14 protein-coding genes and 1 pseudogene are annotated in these 18,754 nt (G+C 60.8%); 9 read left to right on the top strand and 6 right to left on the bottom strand.

All coding sequences use genetic code 11. The features are described 5' to 3' along the window. The first annotated feature begins 12 nt into the window (after positions 1–12). Positions 13–668: pseudogene (locus QF039_RS19100) on the top strand (HAD family hydrolase). An 884-nt stretch (positions 669–1,552) separates the two neighbouring features. Here QF039_RS19100 and QF039_RS19105 read toward each other — a convergent pair. Then, on the bottom strand, positions 1,553–2,515 hold the full coding sequence (locus QF039_RS19105; RefSeq protein WP_087694978.1) for a zinc-binding dehydrogenase: 963 nt from the start codon (positions 2,513–2,515) through the stop codon (positions 1,553–1,555). 138 nt (positions 2,516–2,653) lie between these two features. Here QF039_RS19105 and QF039_RS19110 point away from each other — a divergent pair, with 138 nt between their 5' ends. After that, entirely contained in the window at positions 2,654–4,735 is a 2,082-nt protein-coding gene (locus QF039_RS19110; RefSeq protein ID WP_023659269.1) for a carboxy terminal-processing peptidase, read from the top strand. A gap of 112 nt (positions 4,736–4,847) precedes the next feature. Then, complete coding sequence (locus tag QF039_RS19115) at positions 4,848–6,626, top strand: bifunctional diguanylate cyclase/phosphodiesterase (RefSeq protein ID WP_307520102.1); 1,779 nt, start codon at positions 4,848–4,850, stop codon at positions 6,624–6,626. Between the two features lies 1 nt (position 6,627). On the opposite strand, the gene QF039_RS19120 is transcribed toward QF039_RS19115, so the two are convergent. From QF039_RS19120 to QF039_RS19140, 5 genes are all read right to left on the bottom strand, one after another. Continuing rightward, complete coding sequence (locus tag QF039_RS19120) at positions 6,628–7,014, bottom strand: sel1 repeat family protein (RefSeq protein ID WP_003211114.1); 387 nt, start codon at positions 7,012–7,014, stop codon at positions 6,628–6,630. Beyond that, positions 7,014–7,385, bottom strand: coding sequence for a hypothetical protein (locus tag QF039_RS19125; RefSeq protein WP_003211116.1), 372 nt, complete (start codon positions 7,383–7,385; stop codon positions 7,014–7,016). The genes QF039_RS19120 and QF039_RS19125 overlap by 1 nt, the downstream gene beginning before the upstream one ends. Then, complete coding sequence (locus QF039_RS19130) at positions 7,382–7,720, bottom strand: helix-turn-helix transcriptional regulator (RefSeq protein WP_177068222.1); 339 nt, start codon at positions 7,718–7,720, stop codon at positions 7,382–7,384. Before QF039_RS19130 ends, QF039_RS19125 begins: the two co-directional genes overlap by 4 nt. A 97-nt stretch (positions 7,721–7,817) precedes the next feature. Next, positions 7,818–8,273: a YkvA family protein gene (locus tag QF039_RS19135; RefSeq protein ID WP_003211120.1), complete on the bottom strand. Its 456-nt coding sequence runs from the start codon at positions 8,271–8,273 to the stop codon at positions 7,818–7,820. 463 nt (positions 8,274–8,736) lie between these two features. Next, positions 8,737–9,477, bottom strand: coding sequence for an FKBP-type peptidyl-prolyl cis-trans isomerase (locus tag QF039_RS19140; protein WP_177040057.1), 741 nt, complete (start codon positions 9,475–9,477; stop codon positions 8,737–8,739). Positions 9,478–9,723: 246 nt separating this feature from the next. Here QF039_RS19140 and QF039_RS19145 point away from each other — a divergent pair, with 246 nt between their 5' ends. From QF039_RS19145 to kdpB, 6 genes are all read left to right on the top strand, one after another. Further along, on the top strand, positions 9,724–11,535 hold the full coding sequence (locus tag QF039_RS19145) for a di-heme-cytochrome C peroxidase (protein WP_307520107.1): 1,812 nt from the start codon (positions 9,724–9,726) through the stop codon (positions 11,533–11,535). Between the two features lie 31 nt (positions 11,536–11,566). Beyond that, positions 11,567–12,697, top strand: a complete 1,131-nt coding sequence (locus QF039_RS19150; protein ID WP_003211127.1) for a catalase family protein — start codon at positions 11,567–11,569, stop codon at positions 12,695–12,697. A gap of 1,270 nt (positions 12,698–13,967) precedes the next feature. Beyond that, on the top strand, positions 13,968–14,066 hold the full coding sequence (kdpF, locus tag QF039_RS19155; RefSeq protein WP_003219423.1) for a K(+)-transporting ATPase subunit F: 99 nt from the start codon (positions 13,968–13,970) through the stop codon (positions 14,064–14,066). A gap of 108 nt (positions 14,067–14,174) precedes the next feature. Further along, on the top strand, positions 14,175–15,881 hold the full coding sequence (gene kdpA, locus QF039_RS19160; protein ID WP_177010104.1) for a potassium-transporting ATPase subunit KdpA: 1,707 nt from the start codon (positions 14,175–14,177) through the stop codon (positions 15,879–15,881). A gap of 10 nt (positions 15,882–15,891) precedes the next feature. Beyond that, positions 15,892–16,551 (top strand): K(+)-transporting ATPase subunit C, encoded by a 660-nt coding sequence (gene kdpC / locus QF039_RS19165; RefSeq protein ID WP_307520112.1) that lies wholly within the window; start codon positions 15,892–15,894, stop codon positions 16,549–16,551. A gap of 11 nt (positions 16,552–16,562) precedes the next feature. Next, positions 16,563–18,635: a potassium-transporting ATPase subunit KdpB gene (kdpB, locus tag QF039_RS19170; protein ID WP_307520115.1), complete on the top strand. Its 2,073-nt coding sequence runs from the start codon at positions 16,563–16,565 to the stop codon at positions 18,633–18,635. Positions 18,636–18,754: the final 119 nt, after the last annotated feature.

The following is an 18,754-nucleotide window of genomic DNA, read 5'->3' on the forward strand; positions in this document are numbered from 1 at the left end:
AGAGCGTGACAGATGGCATTGGTAATTTTTGATCTGGACGACACCCTGATCCACGGCGACTGCGCCACCCTGTGGAGCGAGCAGATGGGCCGCCTGGGCTGGGTGGATGGTGAGTCGTTCATGCGCAAGAACGACGAACTGATGGCGGCCTACAGCCGCGGTGAGCTGGCCATGGAGGATTTCATGGACTTCAGCCTGGAGCCGATGATTGGCCGCACGCCGGAAGAGATCGAGCACCTTGTAGAGCCGTGGGTGGAAGACGTTATATCGAGCCGCTGATCTACAGCGAAGCCACCCATACCATTGCACAGCACCGCAAGAATGGTGACCGGATTTTGGTGATCTCGGCGTCGGGGACGCACCTGGTCAAGCCGATTGCGGCGCGTATCGGCATTGATGAAGTGCTGGGGATTGAGCTGGACGTCGCCCATGGGGTGTACAGCGGCAAGACCACAGGTGTACTGACTTACCGCGAAGGCAAGATCACTCGCCTGATGGAATGGCTGGAGCAGGAAGGTGAGCACCTTGATGGGGCGTACTTCTACTCGGATTCGCGCAATGATTTGCCGCTGTTGCTGAAGGTGGAGAACCCGCAGGTGGTGAATCCGGACCCGGTGCTGCGGGCGCATGCTGAGAAGGCTGGGTGGCCGATTCATCATTGGGTTTGACGTTTTGTTGCGCTGGTTTGAGGTGAGTACATATCCGTTATTTAGGTAACGGCCGCCTATGGTTTCGCTCTTACAGCGACTCACTTTGGAAAAGCCCCAAAGTAAGCAAAGGGCTCTGCCCCGCCTGTCGGCGCCTCGCTGTGGCTCGGCGTTCCCTCACTCCGGCATTGCTCCGCGGGCCGCCGCGACGGGCCATCCATGGCCCGGCGCGGCTAAACCGGCGTCCTGCCGGTTTACCCGCTCCGCAATACCTGCGTTCGGCCTCGGGCTTATTGGGGCAGTCAGATCAAAAGCAAAAGCAAAAGCACAGCGGCCTACCGGCCGGCTTGAGTGTTAAAAGCAGAAGCAAAGACCAGAGCGAAAGCCGAATCTGAAGCTGAAGCTGATGAAGCTCTGCTTTTCTGTGGGAGCTGGCTTGCCTGCGATGCAGACAACTCGGTACATCAGGTACACCCAGTTGATGCCATCGCAGGCAAGCCAGCTCCCACATTTGACCGTGCCCGCTTTAGCTTTTGATTTTGCTCTTCAACACTCAAGCCGGCCGGTAGGCCGCTGTGCTCTTGATCTGCTTTTGATCTTGATCTTGGGCGCCCCGTTAAACCACGCTGGCCGAACGCAGGCTTTGGAGCGTGGGTAACCTGGCAGGACGCCAGGTTAGCCGTCCTGGGCCAAGGATGGCCCATGACGGCGGCCCACGGTCCAAAGCCGGAGTGAGGGCACTCCGAGCCTAGGCGAGGAGCCGAGTGGTGGGGCAAGAGCGTTTTGCTTACTTTTGCGCTCTTCAAAAGTGAGCCGCTGTAAGAGCGGAACCAATAGTCGCCGTTACGAAAATAACGGATATACACCCAGCCCAACTCCCCCCAACACAAATGTCGCATCTGAAATCAGGTCAGACTCTCGTCAATCACCAACACCAGCTTCCCGGAAATCCGATTAGTCGCCAGTTCAGCAAACGCAGCCTCAGCATCCTTGATCGGAAACGTCCTGGCCAGTTGCGGACTCAAGCGCCCCTCGGCAAACAACGGCCATACATGCTGGCTCAAGTCACTGAACAAGTCAGCCTTGAACTGATCATCCCGGCTACGCAACGTCGACCCCAACACCTGCACACGCTTGGCCAACACCTGCGCCAGATCGATCTGCGCCTCACGCCCTCCCATCAACCCGATCAACACCCAGCGCCCATCACGCGCCACCAGCTTGAGATTCAGCGCCGCGTAATTCCCCCCCACCGGGTCAAGAATCACATCGAACGGTCCAAAATCCCTCAAGCCCTCGATGCCGTCAGTACGTACCACACCCCCCTGAGCCCCCAGCGCTTCACAGTACGCAAGGCGATCCGCCGACCCCACGCTGACCCAGCACGGGCTGCCAAACGCCTTGCACAACTGAATCGCCGCCGAGCCCACCCCACTGGCACCGGCATGCAACAACACCTTCTCGCCGGGCTTGAGGCCCGCCAACTGGAACAGGTTCAACCACGCGGTGCTGTATACCTCGGGCAACCCGGCCGCTTCGACCAGGGATACGCCCTCCGGCACCGGCAGCACATGCCGCGCATCCACCACCACTTCTTCAGCCATCCCGCCGCCAGCCAGCAAGGCGCAAACCCGATCCCCCACTTGCCACGACGAACCGGCGCCGACTTCGCTGATCACCCCGGAACACTCCAGGCCCAGCACCTGGCTGGCACCGGGAGGTGGCGGATAAAGCCCCGAACGCTGTAATAAATCGGCGCGATTCAGGCCCGCAGCCGCCACGCGAATGCGTACTTGGCCTACATCGCATGTAGGACTTGGCTCTTCTTGCCACTCCACATGACCTTCAACGCCTTGCAATGCTTTCACAGTGCCTCCATAGTGAGTCTGGACTGAGCCCGTTGCTGTAGCGTCGGGCTTTTTGCATTATGCGACCGGCCCATATGGAACCGGCGACTTCAAAGACGGCCTAATATGCGTTATCAATTGCCCCCGCGTCGAATCAGCATGAAGCATTTGTTCCCCAGCACCGCCCTCGCTCTTTTTATCGGTATCGGCCTTTTGCCGCTGTCGAGCAATACGTTCGCAGCCAACAGCTGGGACAACCTTCAGCCTGATCGCGATGAGGTGATTGCCAGCCTTAACGTCGTCGAGTTGCTCAAGCGCCACCATTACAGCAAGCCGCCGTTGGACGACGCTCGTTCGGTGATCATTTACGACAGCTACCTCAAGCTGTTGGATCCCTCGCGCAGCTATTTCCTGGCCAGCGACATCACCGAGTTCGACAAGTGGAAGACGCAGTTCGACGACTTCCTCAAGAGCGGTGACCTACAGCCCGGCTTCACCATCTACAAGCGCTACCTGGACCGCGTCAAAGCGCGTCTGGACTTCGCCATTGGTGAGCTGGACAAAGGTGTCGACAAGTTCGACTTCACCAAGAAAGAGACCTTGCTGGTTGACCGCAAGGACGCTCCTTGGCTGACCACCGAAGCCGAGCTGGACGACCTGTGGCGCAAGCGCGTCAAGGATGAAGTCCTGCGCTTGAAGATCGCCGGCAAAGAGCCGAAGGCCATCCAGGAACTGTTGACCAAGCGCTACAAGAATCAGCTGGCACGTCTGGATCAGACCCGTGCCGAAGATATCTTCCAGGCCTACATCAACACCTTCGCAATGTCCTACGACCCGCACACCAATTATCTGTCGCCAGATAACGCGGAAAATTTCGATATCAACATGAGTCTGTCGCTGGAAGGCATCGGTGCCGTCCTGCAAAGCGATAACGACCAGGTGAAGATCGTGCGTCTGGTGCCGGCAGGTCCGGCCGACAAGACCAAGCAGGTTGCCCCGGCCGACAAGATCATCGGTGTGGCCCAGGCCGACAAAGAGATGGTCGACGTGGTCGGCTGGCGCCTGGATGAAGTGGTCAAGCTGATCCGCGGGCCGAAAGGCAGCGTGGTGCGCCTGGAAGTGATTCCGCACACCAACGCACCGAACGACCAGACCAGCAAGATCGTGTCCATCACCCGTGAAGCGGTGAAACTCGAAGACCAGGCCGTCCAGAAGCAAGTCCTCAACCTCAAGCAGGATGGCAAGGACTACAAGCTCGGCGTGGTGGTGATCCCGGCGTTCTACCTGGACTTCAAAGCGTTCCGCGCCGGTGATCCGGACTACAAGAGCACCACCCGCGACGTTAAGAAAATCCTCACAGAATTGCAGAAGGAAAAAGTCGACGGCGTGGTCATCGACCTGCGCAACAACGGCGGCGGTTCCCTACAGGAAGCCACCGAGCTGACCAGCCTGTTTATCGACAAGGGTCCGACCGTGCTGGTGCGTAACGCTGACGGCCGTGTCGACGTGCTGGAAGACGAGAACCCGGGTGCCTTCTACAAAGGGCCGATGGCGTTGCTGGTCAACCGCCTCTCGGCATCCGCCTCGGAGATTTTTGCCGGCGCGATGCAGGACTACCACCGTGCGCTGATCATCGGCGGCCAGACCTTCGGCAAAGGCACCGTGCAGACCATCCAGCCGCTGAACCATGGCGAGCTGAAACTGACCCTGGCCAAGTTCTACCGGGTTTCCGGGCAGAGCACCCAGCATCAGGGCGTACTGCCGGACGTCGATTTCCCGTCGATCATCGACACCAAGGAAATCGGCGAGAGCGCACTGCCTGAGGCCATGCCGTGGGACACCATCCGTCCTGCGATCAAGCCCGCGGTAGACCCGTTCAAACCGTACATCGCAGAGTTGAAAGCTGATCACGAAGCCCGCTCCGCCAAGGATGCCGAGTTCATCTTCATCCGCGACAAACTGGCCCTGGCCAAGAAGTTGATGGAAGAGAAAACCGTCAGCCTGAACGAAGCCGACCGTCGTGCGCAGCACACCGACATCGAGAATCAGCAACTGGTGCTGGAGAACGCCCGCCGCAAGGCGAAAGGCGAAGCCCCGCTCAAGGAACTGAAGAAAGAAGACGAAGACGCGATCGCCGCCGAGCCTGATAAAACCAAGCCGGAAGATGATGCCTACCTGAGCGAGACCGGGCGCATCCTGCTGGACTACTTGAAAATCAGCAAGACGGTGGCCAAGCAGTAAATGATGGCGATTTAATGTGAATGCTCCTCGGAGTGTCATCAAATAGACATCATTCTGTCGTGAAATGAAGGACCTGCCAAAGCAGGTCCTTTTTTTTCGACCCGAGAAAATCATGACCATGACCGAACAGCTGAATGCATTGGGCTCAATCCTGGCTCAAGGCAGTTTGCACAGCCTGTTCCAACCCATCATTTCCCTGTCTGAACGACGCGTCATCGGTTATGAAGCCCTCAGTCGCGGCCCGTCCAACAGCCCCTTGCACTCCCCTGTCGCACTGTTCTCCGTGGCCCGTCACGCCGGGCGTCTCAGTGAGCTGGAGATGGTCTGCCGGGAAAGTGCCTGCCGGCGGTTCAGCGAGCAGAAACTGCCGGGCAAGCTGTTTCTCAACGTCTCACCCGATTCCCTGCTGGAGACCGCCCACCAGCCCGGCCGTACCCTGCAACTGCTCAGCGACTTCGGCATCCCGCCCAGCCAGGTGGTGATCGAACTGACCGAGCAAACCCCGACCGACGATTTTCAACTGCTGCAAACCGCGCTGCACCACTACCGCGCCATGGGCTTTTCGATTGCCCTGGATGACCTGGGTGCCGGTTATTCCAGCCTGCGGCTGTGGTCGGAGCTGCGCCCGGACTACGTGAAGATCGATCGACACTTTATCGACGGCATCCACCAGGACGCCCTCAAGCGCGAGTTTGTCGGCTCCATCCTGCAAATCGCCAAGGCCTCCCGGGCCCAGGTCATCGCCGAAGGCATCGAATTGCCGGAAGAGTTGGCGGTGCTCACGGAAATGGGCGTTGACCTGGTGCAGGGCTACCTGCTCTGCCGCCCCCAGGAACACCCGCCGCAGGAAGCGCGGTTGATGCTGCCCAAGCCCGACAACGCCAACGTCGCGCTGAACGACGAAGGCAGCGACCTCAGCGCCCTGCTCAACGAACAACCGGCCGTGGGCCAGCACACTGCCACGGCGCAGGTTTTGGAAGCCTTCCGGCGCCAGGCCAACCTCAATTCCCTGGCGGTGCTGGATGAGCGTGGCCACCCGATTGGCATCGTGCACCGGCACTCGCTGTCAGATGCGCTGCTCAAGCCGTTCGCCACCGATCTGTTCGCCCGCAAGCCCATCAGCCGCTTGATGAGTGATGACTTTCTCGCGGTGGAACTGAGCCAGTCCCTGCAGCAGGTCAGCCGCCTGCTCACCAGTCGCGCACGCCAGCGGATCGAGGAAGATTTCATCATCACCCTCAACGGCGATTATCTGGGGCTGGGCCGGGTGATCGATGTGCTCAAGCTGATTACCGAGCTGAAAATCCAGCAGGCACGCTATGCCAACCCGCTGACCTTGCTGCCGGGCAACGTCCCCATCCAGCAGTGCCTGACGCGGCTGCTGCAGCAACAACGCGAGTCTGTGATCTGCTACGTCGATATCGACAGTTTCAAGCCATTCAACGATATCTACGGCTATGGCCGGGGCGATGAAGTGCTGCTGTGCCTGGCGCAATGCCTGAACGACCGGGTAGACCCCAGCCGCGACTTCGTCGGGCATATCGGCGGTGATGACTTTTTGCTGGTGCTGGGGCCGCAGGATTGGCGCAAGCGGCTGAACCAACTGCTGGACGATTTCCATACCCAGTGCCGGCGCTTCTATCGCAGCGAGCATCTGGACGCGGGCTGTTTCGTTGCACTGAACCGCCAGGGCGTGCGCCAGGAGTTTGCGCTGCTGTCGCTGTCCATCGGCGTGGTGCATTTGTATCCACAGGCCTGTGGACAACTCGATGCCAGCCAGTTGGCAGAACTGGCCTCGCAAGCCAAGCACCACGCGAAGAACGTGGCGGGCTACAGCATTCATGTGATTGACAGCCTGGAGTTGGGCCAGGCAGAACCGCAGCCGCTCTAGATCAGAGTTGCTCCAGGCGCATCTGCGCCAACGGGTGCCCGGCTCGGGCGGCGATTTTCCACCAGCGTGCCGCTTCCAGCGGATCAGGCGCCTTGCCAAGGCTGCCCGCAAGGCTCAACACCCCAATCTGGTAGGCCGCCTTGCCGTCGCCGGCCAGGGCCGCCAGCCGCAACAGCCGCACGCCTTCTTCACGGGCGCCGAGGCCCTTGCCACGAAACGTCAGGATATGTCCGTAGAAACTCTGTGCTCCTACGTCGCCCAGATTGGCCATGCGCGCGAACTGGCCTTCAAGCCACTGCCAGCCACGCGGCTGTCGCACGAACCAGGACCAATGAAACAACTTGCGCGCCAGCCAGTAACTGGCATACGCCTTGAGCTTCCAGAACACTACGCCTCCGCTGACTCGGGATAATCGTACTCAAATACTCGCACCACTTCGGATGCGTGCCACGACGCCGCGGCCACGCCATCGGACGGCCCGCAGAAGCGCCCGAGACGCTCCACGCATTCAAAGAAACCGGTACGTGGCAGGCGACTGGCGCCCTGGCTGATCACCAGGGAGCTGCGCAGTGGTTGGTCGGCCTTGGCATCCAGCGCCGCCAGGTGCTCCAGCGCAGCCGTCAGGGTCTGCATGGCCGGCGTGGGAAATTGCAGGCGCTCCAGCAAGGCGCGGTAGGTCAAGAGGTGGCGCTGTCGGCGCGCCTGGTCCAGCTCGTTGAGTAACCCATCCCAATGTTGACGGCTGATGCGTACGCTCACGTTTCGTCCCTCCAACCTGCAACGCCAAGTTCCCAGGCCAGGCTGCGGCGGATGGCAGCGTCCGGCTGGCGTTCACCGCTTTCGATCAGGCCCAGGTAAGACGGGCTGATGCCCACTGTGCGCGCCAGAACCTCGATGGCCAGGCCCTTGGCCTCGCGCAGGCTTCGCAGCTGCTCCAGGGGGCGCAGATCCGGTTCGGCAGTGGCTTGGCTAATGGTCGGAGCGGGAGGCGTTGGCTGTTGCTGACCGGCAGCTTTTAACAGCGCCTGATACTGAGCCCATGGCAGAACCGCATATTCGGGCTCGCCATCCTTTGTAATTATCTGAATATCCATGACTGCCCCGTAGGATCACAACACTTACTTCGTAAGTACTTTCCTTAGGAGTGTAATCCTAACAGCCACAAAGAGCGCAGGGGGATATTCCCAAGGTTCAGTTTTTTTTCAGGTGTTCCTGCGTAAGCAACTGAGGCGTCGCAGGAAGGCGCTCAACCACCGCAAGTTTCTCGGGGAGCTGACGCTCGCGCCAGGCGCGAAAGGCGCTCAGTTCGCCGTCGAGGGTCTTCATGACCCACGCCAGCACAGCAATGTCGTCGAGCATGCCGAACACCGGGATAAAGTCCGGGATCGCATCAATCGGGCTCAGGAAGTACATCAACCCTGCCACTACCGAAATCAGCGCCTTGGGGCTGATGGCCCGGTACTCGCCGCGCCAGTAGGCCAGGCACAAGGCCTGGAGCAGCTTGAGGTCGTCCTTGAGCTTGCCCAGCCGGTTGCCCTGGCTCGAGCCTTTGGCGGCGACCGCGAACAACAACGTCGGCAAGCGCCCACGGCCAAGCAGGCGAGCAGCCATGGGCAGGAAGCGGGTGAAATTAAACGGGGCTTTCATCGTCACTCCAGTTCCAGGCGACAGAAAAGGTTATCCACACAAATTGTGGATAACCTTGTGAACAGAGCCTATTTTCCAGGCTGAAAGCCGCGTAATACAAGGCCTACAGTCAGATCGGGCGTTTTTTGCGCACATAAAAAAAACCCAAGAATTCATTGACTTGGAGATAATCTGCGTCTACCCGTACTCGGGTCTTTTATCAGACTGCTCTAGCCCGCATGGGTTCGGTTGAATTTGCCGTGGATTCAACTGATCGTTCCCACGCTCTGCGTGGGGATGCCGCCTGTGGCGCTCCGCGCTTGCTGTTAGCGCTAGGCTTGAGCTATGCGCAATGGTGACGCAGAGCGTCACGGGATGCATTCCCACGCAGAGCGTGGGAACGATCGCAGAGCGTGGGAACGATCGCACAGGCCAGAAACAACAACGCCCCGTCGAGACGGGGCGTTGTGTGTTCAGGCGCTGATTACTTCTTGGCAGCAGGAGCCGCCGGTGCGTCAGGAGCGTCTGCCTTGGACGGGTCCTTGATGGCCAGCAGTTCCAGGTCGAATACCAGCACGGAGTTGGCTGGAATCGCCGGGCTCGGGCTCTGCGCGCCGTAGGCCAGGTCGGACGGGATGTACAACTCGACCTTCTCGCCAACGTGCATCAGTTGCAGGCCTTCGACCCAACCCGGAATCACGCCGCTGACCGGCAGGTCAATCGGGCTGCCGCGATCCACGGAGCTGTCAAAGGTGGTGCCGTTGGTGAGCTTGCCGGTGTAGTGAACAGTCACTACGTCGGTAGGCTTGGGTTGAGCACCGTCGGCTTTCTTCACGATCTTGTATTGCAGACCGGAAGCAGTGGTGACAACGCCGTCTTTCTTGGCGTTTTCTTCGAGGAATTTCTTGCCGGCGGCTGCCGACTCTTCACTCATCTTGGTCATACGTTCTTCAGCACGCTTCTGCAGTGCGGCGAACGCCTCGACCAACTCGTCGTCTTTCAGCTTCTGTTCTTTCTTGCCGACGGCATCTTCGATGCCTTGGGCTACCGCTTTGGAGTCCAGGTCATCCATGCCTTCCTGGGCAAGGCTTTTGCCCATGTTCAGGCCGATACCGTAGGAAGCTTTTTGCGCCGGGGTTTTCAGCTCTACGCTGGTTTGCGAATCACAACCCGCAAGTACCAGGCTAACCAGGGCCACCGCCGCCGCCAACCGATGCTGTTTCATGCTATTTCCTTGTTCGTGTGCCAAAAGGGCATTCGAGTAAAGTCGCGAGCTTATCAGGCGGCCACGACCAATGGCTACCGGCATGTGAGCAGGAAACTTCTGATAAGTTCACGTGTTTAAAAGCATTTTCATTCAATCCAGGGCCCTGCAACGGACGGCAGCAGCGCTGGAACGAGACTCATGGCCACTTGCCGCACTGCTGGCCTGATGGCATAAGAACGCTACAACTCGACAAGGATAGTTATCTTGCGCATTTTTTCCCGTGTTTTGCTGATGATTTTCATACTGCTGGGCCTGGTCCTGGCGGTGGTGCTCTATTACGTGGTCAACCCGAAGCTGCCGGTCTACGTGCCGGTGGAACAGGTGCACTACCAGGACCAATGGAGCGCCGCAGATCGCCAGACCTACTATTTCACCCCCCAGGGCACCCAGGTCAAGGGCCTGCGGTATGCCTGGTTTACCGCCTTGGAACTGCCGTTCTCCGAGCAGCGTTTCGCCACGCCCGAGTACCTGGCGCGCTTTGGTTTTCTGGTAGACCCCAGGCAGGTGCCCACCGCGCAGAACCCCGGCAACCTGCCGGTGGGTTTCGCCCGGCATAAAAATGCCGGCAGCAATGATGAGTTTCTCGACATCACCTGCGCCGCCTGCCACACCGGCCAGTTGAACTTTAAAGGCCAGGGCCTGCGCATCGACGGCGGCCCGGCGCAGCATGTGCTGCCGTCCAGCGTACCGACCCTGCGCGGCGGCAGCTTCGGCCAGGCGCTGGTCGCCAGCCTTGCCTCGACCTACTACAACCCGTGGAAATTCGAGCGCTTTGCCCGCACCGTGCTGGGCCATGACTACAACGACCAGACCGCAGCGCAACTGCGCCAGGACTTCAAGAAGTCCCTGAACAACTTCCTCAAAGTTGCCTGGAACGACACCCACCGTGGCCTCTACCCCACCGAAGAAGGCCCGGGCCGCACCGACGCCTTTGGCCGTATCGCCAACGCCAGCTTCGGCGACGCCATTTCCCCCGACAACTACCGCATCGCCAACGCCCCGGTGGACTACCCGCAACTGTGGGACATCTGGACCTTCGACTGGGTGCAATGGAATGGCTCGGCCCAACAACCCATGGCCCGCAATATCGGCGAAGCCCTGGGCGTCGGCGCCACCCTGGACTTCTTCGACAGCGCCGGCCAGCCGCTCCAGGGCGATGCGCGCTACGCCTCCAGCGTGCGGGTTCGCGACCTGAATACCATCGAAGAAACCCTGCAACGGCTCATGCCACCCACCTGGCCCGAAGACCTGTTCGGCGCCATCGACAAACCGCTGGCCGCCCAGGGTCGCGCACTGTTCGCGGAAAACTGCGCCGGCTGCCACGTGCCAGCGGTGTCCCAGGTCGATGGCCGCCCGGTGCGACAATTGAAAATGCTCCCGGTGGAGGTGATCGGCACCGACCCCGCTACTGCCAACAATATCGCTGACCACCGCTTCGACCTCAGCGCCCTGCAATGGGACCCAGCGGAGTTGGCGAAAATGAACGTCGAACTGCACCCCACGCCCACCGAGCCGCTGGACCTGCGCAGCCTCTCTTCAGCCAAAGGCCTGGCCTACATCACCGCCTTTGTCGAAGACCACGCCTACCGTGCCGCCGGTGTGACACCTGCCGAACGCCCGCGCCTGGACGGCTTCGGCCTGCCGATCGGCGTACGCGAATTGCGTGCCTACAAGGCACGGCCCCTGGCCGGGGTGTGGGCGACACCGCCGTTCCTGCACAACGGCTCGGTGCCGACGATCTACCAATTGCTCTCGCCTCAGGACGAGCGCAGCCCGACCTTCTATAAAGGCACCTTCGAATACGACCCGCGCCACCTGGGCTATCAAACCGCCGCGTTCCCCAACGCGTTCCTGTTCGATACGCGCATCACCGGCAACCACAACAGCGGCCACGAATTCCGTGCCGGGCAGCGTGGCAACGGGGTGATCGGCCGAGGCTTGCTGCCCCAGGAACGCTGGGCGCTGCTGGAATATTTGAAAGTGCTGGGCGGCCCGCTGGAACAGCAACTGCCCTGACCCAACCGACTTCGCAGAAAAGGATTTTTAAATGCTCGCTCGACTTTGGCTGCGCCTCGGCGCGTTTCTCGGCAAGACCCTGTTGTGGCTGGTGGGCCTGGGCCTGCTGGGCTGGTTGCTGTCCACCCTGTGGTTTGCCTGGCAGCACAGCGGCCCGGTATCGCCGGATGAACAGATCCCGCCGGGTGAAGCGGCCATGACCCAGGGCATCATCCAGACCGCCGTGCGCATCGTCGATCAACATCGCGAAGGCACGCGTTACCTGCGGGATGCGCATGCCAAGGCCCATGGCTGCGTGAAGGCCGAGGTCAGCGTACTGGCGGACCTCGACCCGGCCCTGCGCCAGGGCGTGTTCGCCGAGCCGGGCAAGACTTGGCAAGCGATGATGCGACTGTCCAACGGCAATGCGTATCCGCAGTTCGACAGCATCCGGGATGCCCGGGGGATGGCGATCAAGTTGCTGGACGTGCCAGGCAAACAGCTGCTGGCGGATCAGCAGGCGCGGGGTGAGCAGGACTTTGTGATGTTCAGCCATCCGAATTTTTTCGTCAGTGATGTGGCGGAGTATGCGCAGAACATTTCGGCTCAGGCCGATGGCAAGAAAGTCATGGCGTTTTTCCCCGGGGTGGATCCGCGCAGTTGGCAGGTGCGGCATTTGTTTATCGCGCTGGCGACGTTGGCGCCGCCGCCGGTGAGTCCTACGCAGACGACGTATTTCTCGGTGTCGCCGTATAAGTTTGGGGCGGCGAATGCGAAGTTTCGGGTGGCGCCGGATCCCCAGGGGTGTCCTGCGTATGTGCTGCCCAAACAGAATCAGGACCTGCCGAATTTTTTGCGCAGTGCGTTGAATCAGCAATTGTCGACGGACCGGGTGGCGGCGTGTTTTGTGTTGCAGATTCAGCGGCAGAATCCGCAGAAGTTCATGCCGATCGAGGACACCAGCATTGAATGGAAAGAGAGTGATGCGCCGTTTGAGACGGTGGCCAAGGTGGTGATTCCGGCGCAGGATTTTGATACGCCGGCGTTGAATCTGGCTTGTGATAATCAGTCGTTTAATCCGTGGTTTGGGGTGGAGGCGCATCGGCCGATTGGGGGGATTAATCGGTTGCGTAAGGCGGTGTATGAGGCGGTCAGTGATTATCGGCATAGCCGGAATTTGTAGCTCCGCGGTGTTGGGGACATATCCGTTATTTAGGTAATGGCGACTATTGGTTCCGCTCTTACAGCGGCTCACTTTTGAACAGCGCAAAAGTAAGCAAAACGCTCTTGCCCCACCACTCGGCACCTCGCTTAGGCTCGGTGTGCCCTCACTCCGGCTTTGGACCGTGGGCCGCCGTCATGGGCCATCCTTGGCCCAGGACGGCTAACCTGGCGTCCTGCCAGGTTACCCACGCTCCAAAGCCTGCGTTCGGCCAGCGTGGTTTAACGGGGCGCCTAAGATCAAGATCAAAAGCAGATCAAGAGCACAGCGGCCTACCGGCCGGCTTGAGTGTTGAAAAGCAAAATCAAAAGCTAAAGCGGGCACGGTCCAAATGTGGGAGCGGGCTTGCTCGCGAAGGTCGTTAACGATGACGTGGGCATTCTGGATGAACGCGGCGCTCTCAGGTTTTTCGCGAGCAAGCCCGCTCCCACAGAAAAGCAGCTCTGCTTTCGCTCTGGATCTTGCTTTTGCTTTTAACACTCAAGCCGGCCGGGAGGCCGCTGTGCTTTTGCTTTTGATTTTGATCTGACTGCCCCATTCAGCCCGAGGCCGAACGCAGGTATTGCGCAGCGGGTAAACCGGCAGGACGCCGGTTTAGCCGCGCCGGGCCATGGATGGCCCGTCGCGGCGGCCCGCGGAGTAATGCCGGAGTGAGGGAACACCGAGCACTAGCGAGGTGCCGACAGGCGGGGCAGAGCCCTTTGCTTACTTTGGGGCTTTTCCAAAGTGAGTCGCTGTAAGAGCGAAACCATAAGTAGCCGTTACCTAAAAAACGGATATACACCCAACATCAACGTAAAGAACCCGTATAGATTCACCCCCAGCCGTAACGTTTAAGTCGTCTCTATTGAGCAACTAATCCCCCCTCCACTACTGTGACCTCCACCTCAATAACCCCCGCAGGAAGTCATCGTGGAAAGTTCAACGTTAGGCATGATCGTCCTCTCAATGATCGCCCTGTTCGGCGCCGCCGCGTTTTGCTTCGAACAACTCGCCACCCGCGAATCAAAGAAAAAGAAAGCCAAATAAGCTGATCATCAAAAGCAGCAAAACCCCAGTGCTTCAAGGGATACCCCGCCCCCGGGTTATCCCTTTTTTCCGTTCGCCCACCCCACCGCCCTCTATACACCGTCTTAATGCCCAAACCCGCAATCAGTGCCCGAACTTGATACCCAACCTCTTAACCTCCCCGCGTCCGCAATCGCGGCTTATTAATCAGGGGAGTTCCACCGTGCTCACACTCAAGTTCATCTATATCGCCAGCGGCCTATGCGCCGTCGGGCTGTTCGCTTATCTGGGCTACGCCCTCATTCGCGCCGAAAAGTTCTAGGGAGCCCCACCATGTACGACATGATTTTTGTAGGCCTCTCCCTGGTGTTTTTCGCCGCGACAACCATGGCCATTGTCGCCATGGGCAAGATTTGAACGGAGCCTCGACATGCTAAGCACTTTGCTGGAATTTGCGCTGGTCCTGGGGTTGATGACCGGGCTCGCCGTGCTGATGGGCAAGTGGCTGACCCGGGTGTTTACCGGAACCCGCCACGCCCTGCCGGAACGTTATACCTATCGCTTGCTGGGCATCGACCCGCTGGAAACCATGAGCTGGGCCCGCTACGGTTCGGCCCTGTTGCTGTCGAACGCCGCGATGATGCTGCTCGGCTATCTCATCCTGCGGTTACAGGCCGTCATGCCGATCAACCCACTCGGGCTGGCCGCACAAACCCCGGACCTGGCGTTCAATACCGCCGCTTCCTTTATCACCAACACCAACTGGCAGGCGTACTCGGGCGAAACCAGCCTGTCGAACTTCAGCCAGATGGCAGTAATCACCTTCCTGATGTTCGTCGGCGCCACCTCGGGCGTGGTCGCCGCAGCCGGTTTTATCCGTGGACTGAGTCGCTCAAGCTCGGCGGATATCGGCAACTTCTGGGTCGACTTCACCCGCACCCTGTACCGCGTGATGCTGCCGCTGTGCGTGGGCATGGCTCTGGTGTATGTGTGGCAAGGCATGCCGCAGACCTTTTCCTCCCAAGCCCTGGCCACCACCCTGGAAGGCGCGCAGCAACAACTGATTGTCGGCGCCGTGGCGAGCTTTGAATCGATCAAGCATATCGGCACCAACGGCGGCGGCTTCTTCAGCATGAACGCCGCGCACCCGTTCGAAAACCCGACGCCGCTGACCAACGCCCTGCACATCCTCAGCATGTTGCTGATCCCGTCGGCGCTGACCTACACCTTCGGCAGCATGCTGCTGCAACGCCGTCAGGGCTGGGTGTTTTTCGGCACCTTCCTGGTGATGTTCTTAGGCTTTCTCGCTCTGGTGTATGGCGCCGAGCAAAACGGCAACCCGCTGCTGACCCAGGCAGGTGCCAACCAGACGCTGTCCATCGAGCAAAGCGGCGGCAATATGGAAGGCAAGGAGCTGCGTTTCGGCATCGCCGACAGCAGCCTGTTTATCGCCACCACCACTGCGGCCACCACCGGCTCGGTCAACGCGATGCATGACTCATTGACCCCCATGGGCGGCTTCGTGCCCCTGGCGCAGATGATGCTCAACTGCGTGTTCGGCGGCGACGGCGTGGGCTTTATCAACCTGATCCAGTACGCGCTGCTGACGGTGTTCCTGGTGGGCATGATGATCGGCCGCAGCCCGGAATTCCTCGGCAAGAAGATCGAGGCTCGGGAGATAAAACTGGTGATGCTCTCGGTGCTCGCGCACCCCATCAGCATCCTCGGTTTCACCGCCCTCGCCGCCCTGTGGCCCGACACCATGGCCAGCCTGAATAACCTCGGCCCCCACGGTTTCAGCGAGGTGCTCTACGCCTACACCTCCGGCACCGCCAACAACGGTTCGGCGTTCGCCGGGCTGAACGCCAATACGCCGTTCTTCAACACCACCATTGGCCTGGCGATGCTGGTCGGGCGCTTCTTCACCATGCTGCCGATGCTCGCCGTGGCCGGTTCCCTGGCGATGAAAAAGACCGTGCCTGCCGGCGCCGGCACCATCCCCACCGCAACCCCGCTGTTCATGGTGCTGGTGGTGTTTGTGGTGCTGGTGGTGGGCGGCCTGACTTTCCTGCCGGCGCTCGCGCTCGGTCCGCTGGTGGAGCAACTGCAGTTGCTGTCCGGCCAGACGTACAACTAAGGACACGTTGATGACGACTCAATCGATATTCAAAGGGCTGTTGCGCCCGGTGCTGGTTTCGGCGGTGTTTTTCATGGCGCTGACCGGCCTCGCCTACCCGATCTTCACCACCTTTGCCGCGCAGTTGCTGTTCCCGTTCCAGGCCCAGGGCTCGCTGATTGAACGCGACGGTTTGGTGATCGGCTCGGCGTTGATCGGCCAGGACTTCACCAGGCCCGGCTACTTCCACGGCCGCCCGAGCATGACCCTCGGTGCCGACCCGCAAGACCCGAGCAAAAGTGTCTCCCAGCCGTACAACGCCGGTTCCAGCGGCGCCAGCAACCTGGGCCCTACCAGCCAGAAACTGGTGGACCAGGTCGCAGCCCGGGTTAAAGCCTACCGCCAGGACAACGGCCTCGCCGCCGACGCCCAGGTGCCGGTGGATGCGGTCACCGCTTCCGCCTCCGGCCTGGACCCGCATATCTCCGTGGCCAACGCGCGCATCCAACTGGCCCGGGTCGCCCGCCTGCGGCAGATCCCCGAAACCGAACTGCTGCAACTGGTGAACGAAAACACCGCCGCCCGCACCCTCGGTTTGCTTGGCGAACCACGAGTCAATGTGCTGCAACTCAACCTCGCGCTGGACGCCCGCCTGCCTGAGCGCCAGCCCCCCATTGCGGCCAGTGAGTAAGAGATTCCCCCATGATCAAGAATGCTCGTTTACCTCTGTTTGACCGCGCCATCGTGCTCACCGCCTGCGGGGACGCGTTCAAGAAACTGCTGCCCCAGGCGCAGTGGAAAAACCCGGTGATGTTCGTCGTGTACCTGGGCAGCCTCCTCACCACGCTGCTGTGGTTCCAGTCCTTGGGTGGCCAGGGTGAAGCGCCCAGCGGCTTTATCCTCAGCATCTGTTTGTGGCTGTGGTTTACCGTGCTGTTCGCCAACTTTGCCGAGGCCCTGGCCGAAGGCCGCAGCCGTGCCCAGGCCGCCAGCCTGCGCGGGATGAAGCGCCAGACCCTGGCCAAGTTGCTGCAACAACCCAAACACGGCGCCCCATGGCTGCCGACCGAAGCCACGCTGTTGCGCAAAGACCAGGTGGTGTTGATCGAAGCCGGCGACCTGGTGCCGCTGGACGGCGTGGTGATCGAAGGCGTGGCCTCGGTGGACGAAAGCGCAATCACCGGCGAATCGGCACCGGTGATTCGCGAGGCCGGCGGCGACTTTTCCTCGGTCACCGGCGGCACGCGGGTGCTGTCGGACTGGCTGGTGGTGCGCATCAGCGTCAACCCGGGCGAGTCGTTCCTCGACCGCATGATCTCGATGGTCGAATCCGCCAAGCGCCAGAAGACCCCCAACGAAGTCGCCCTGACGATTTTGCTGGTGGGCCTGACCCTGTTGTTCCTGCTGGTGATCGCCACGCTGAGCCCGTACTCGATCTTCGCCGTGGCCATGAGTGGCAGTGGCAACGTGATCAGCGCCACGGTGCTGGTGGCGTTGCTGGTGTGCCTGATTCCCACCACCATCGGCGGCCTGCTCTCGGCCATCGGCGTGGCGGGCATGAGCCGCATGATGTCGGCCAATGTGATCGCCACTTCCGGCCGCGCCGTTGAGGCGGCGGGTGACATCGACGTGTTGCTGCTGGACAAGACCGGCACCATCACGTTGGGCAATCGCCAGGCCAGCAGTTTCCTGCCGGCACCGGGGGTCAAGGAAGCTGAACTGGCCGACGCGGCGCAACTGGCGTCCCTGGCCGACGAAACCCCGGAAGGCCGCAGCATCGTGGTGCTGGCCAAGCAGAAGTTCGACATCCGCGCGCGGGACATCAACGCCCTCGGCGCAAGCTTTGTGCACTTCACTGCACAGACCCGCATGAGCGGCGTCGACCTGCCCGAAGGCCGCGGTATTCGCAAGGGTGCAGCAGATGCGATCCGCAGTCATATCGAAGCGCTCGGCGGGAGCTTTCCGGCTGCATTGCAGGCCAAGGTCGACGAAGTATCGCGTCGCGGCAGCACTCCGCTGGTGGTCTCGGACGGGGCCAAGGCACTCGGCGTGGTGGAGCTCAAGGACGTGGTCAAGGGCGGCATCAAGGAGCGCTTCGCCGAACTGCGGCGCATGGGCATCAAGACGGTGATGATCACCGGCGACAACCGCCTGACCGCCGCCGCGATTGCGGTGGAAGCCGGCGTGGATGACTTCCTCGCCGAGGCGCGCCCGGAAGACAAGCTGCAGCTGATCCGCGACTACCAGGCCCAGGGCAAGCTCGTGGCCATGACCGGCGACGGCACCAACGACGCCCCGGCACTGGCCCAGGCCGACGTGGCGGTGGCGATGAACAGCGGCACCCAGGCGGCGAAAGAGGCCGGCAACATGGTCGACCTCGACAGCAACCCGACCAAGCTGATCGAAGTGGTCGAGGTGGGCAAACAAATGCTGATGACCCGTGGCGCACTCACCACCTTCAGCGTGGCGAATGACGTGGCGAAATATTTCGCGATCATCCCGGCCGCGTTTGTCGCGACCTATCCGCAGCTCGGCGCGCTGAACGTGATGCACCTGACCAGCCCCAACTCGGCGATCCTCAGTGCGGTGATTTTCAACGCGTTGATCATCGTGGCGCTGATTCCCTTGGCCCTGCGCGGCGTGACGTACCGGGCGATTGGCGCGGCGGCATTGCTCAATCGCAACCTGCTGATCTATGGCCTGGGCGGGGTGCTGGTGCCGTTTGCCGGGATCAAGCTGATTGACCTGGTGCTGACCGGGCTGGGTCTCGTGTAGCACCGCAAACCCAATGTGGGAGCGGGCTTGCTCGCGAATACGGAGTGTCAGCCAACTCGACTGTCACTGACACACCGCTTTCGCGAGCAAGCCCGCTCCCACCATTGAACCGCATTGAC

It is taken from the genome of Pseudomonas sp. W2I6, assembly GCF_030815935.1.
Taxonomy (GTDB): Bacteria; Pseudomonadota; Gammaproteobacteria; order Pseudomonadales; family Pseudomonadaceae; genus Aquipseudomonas.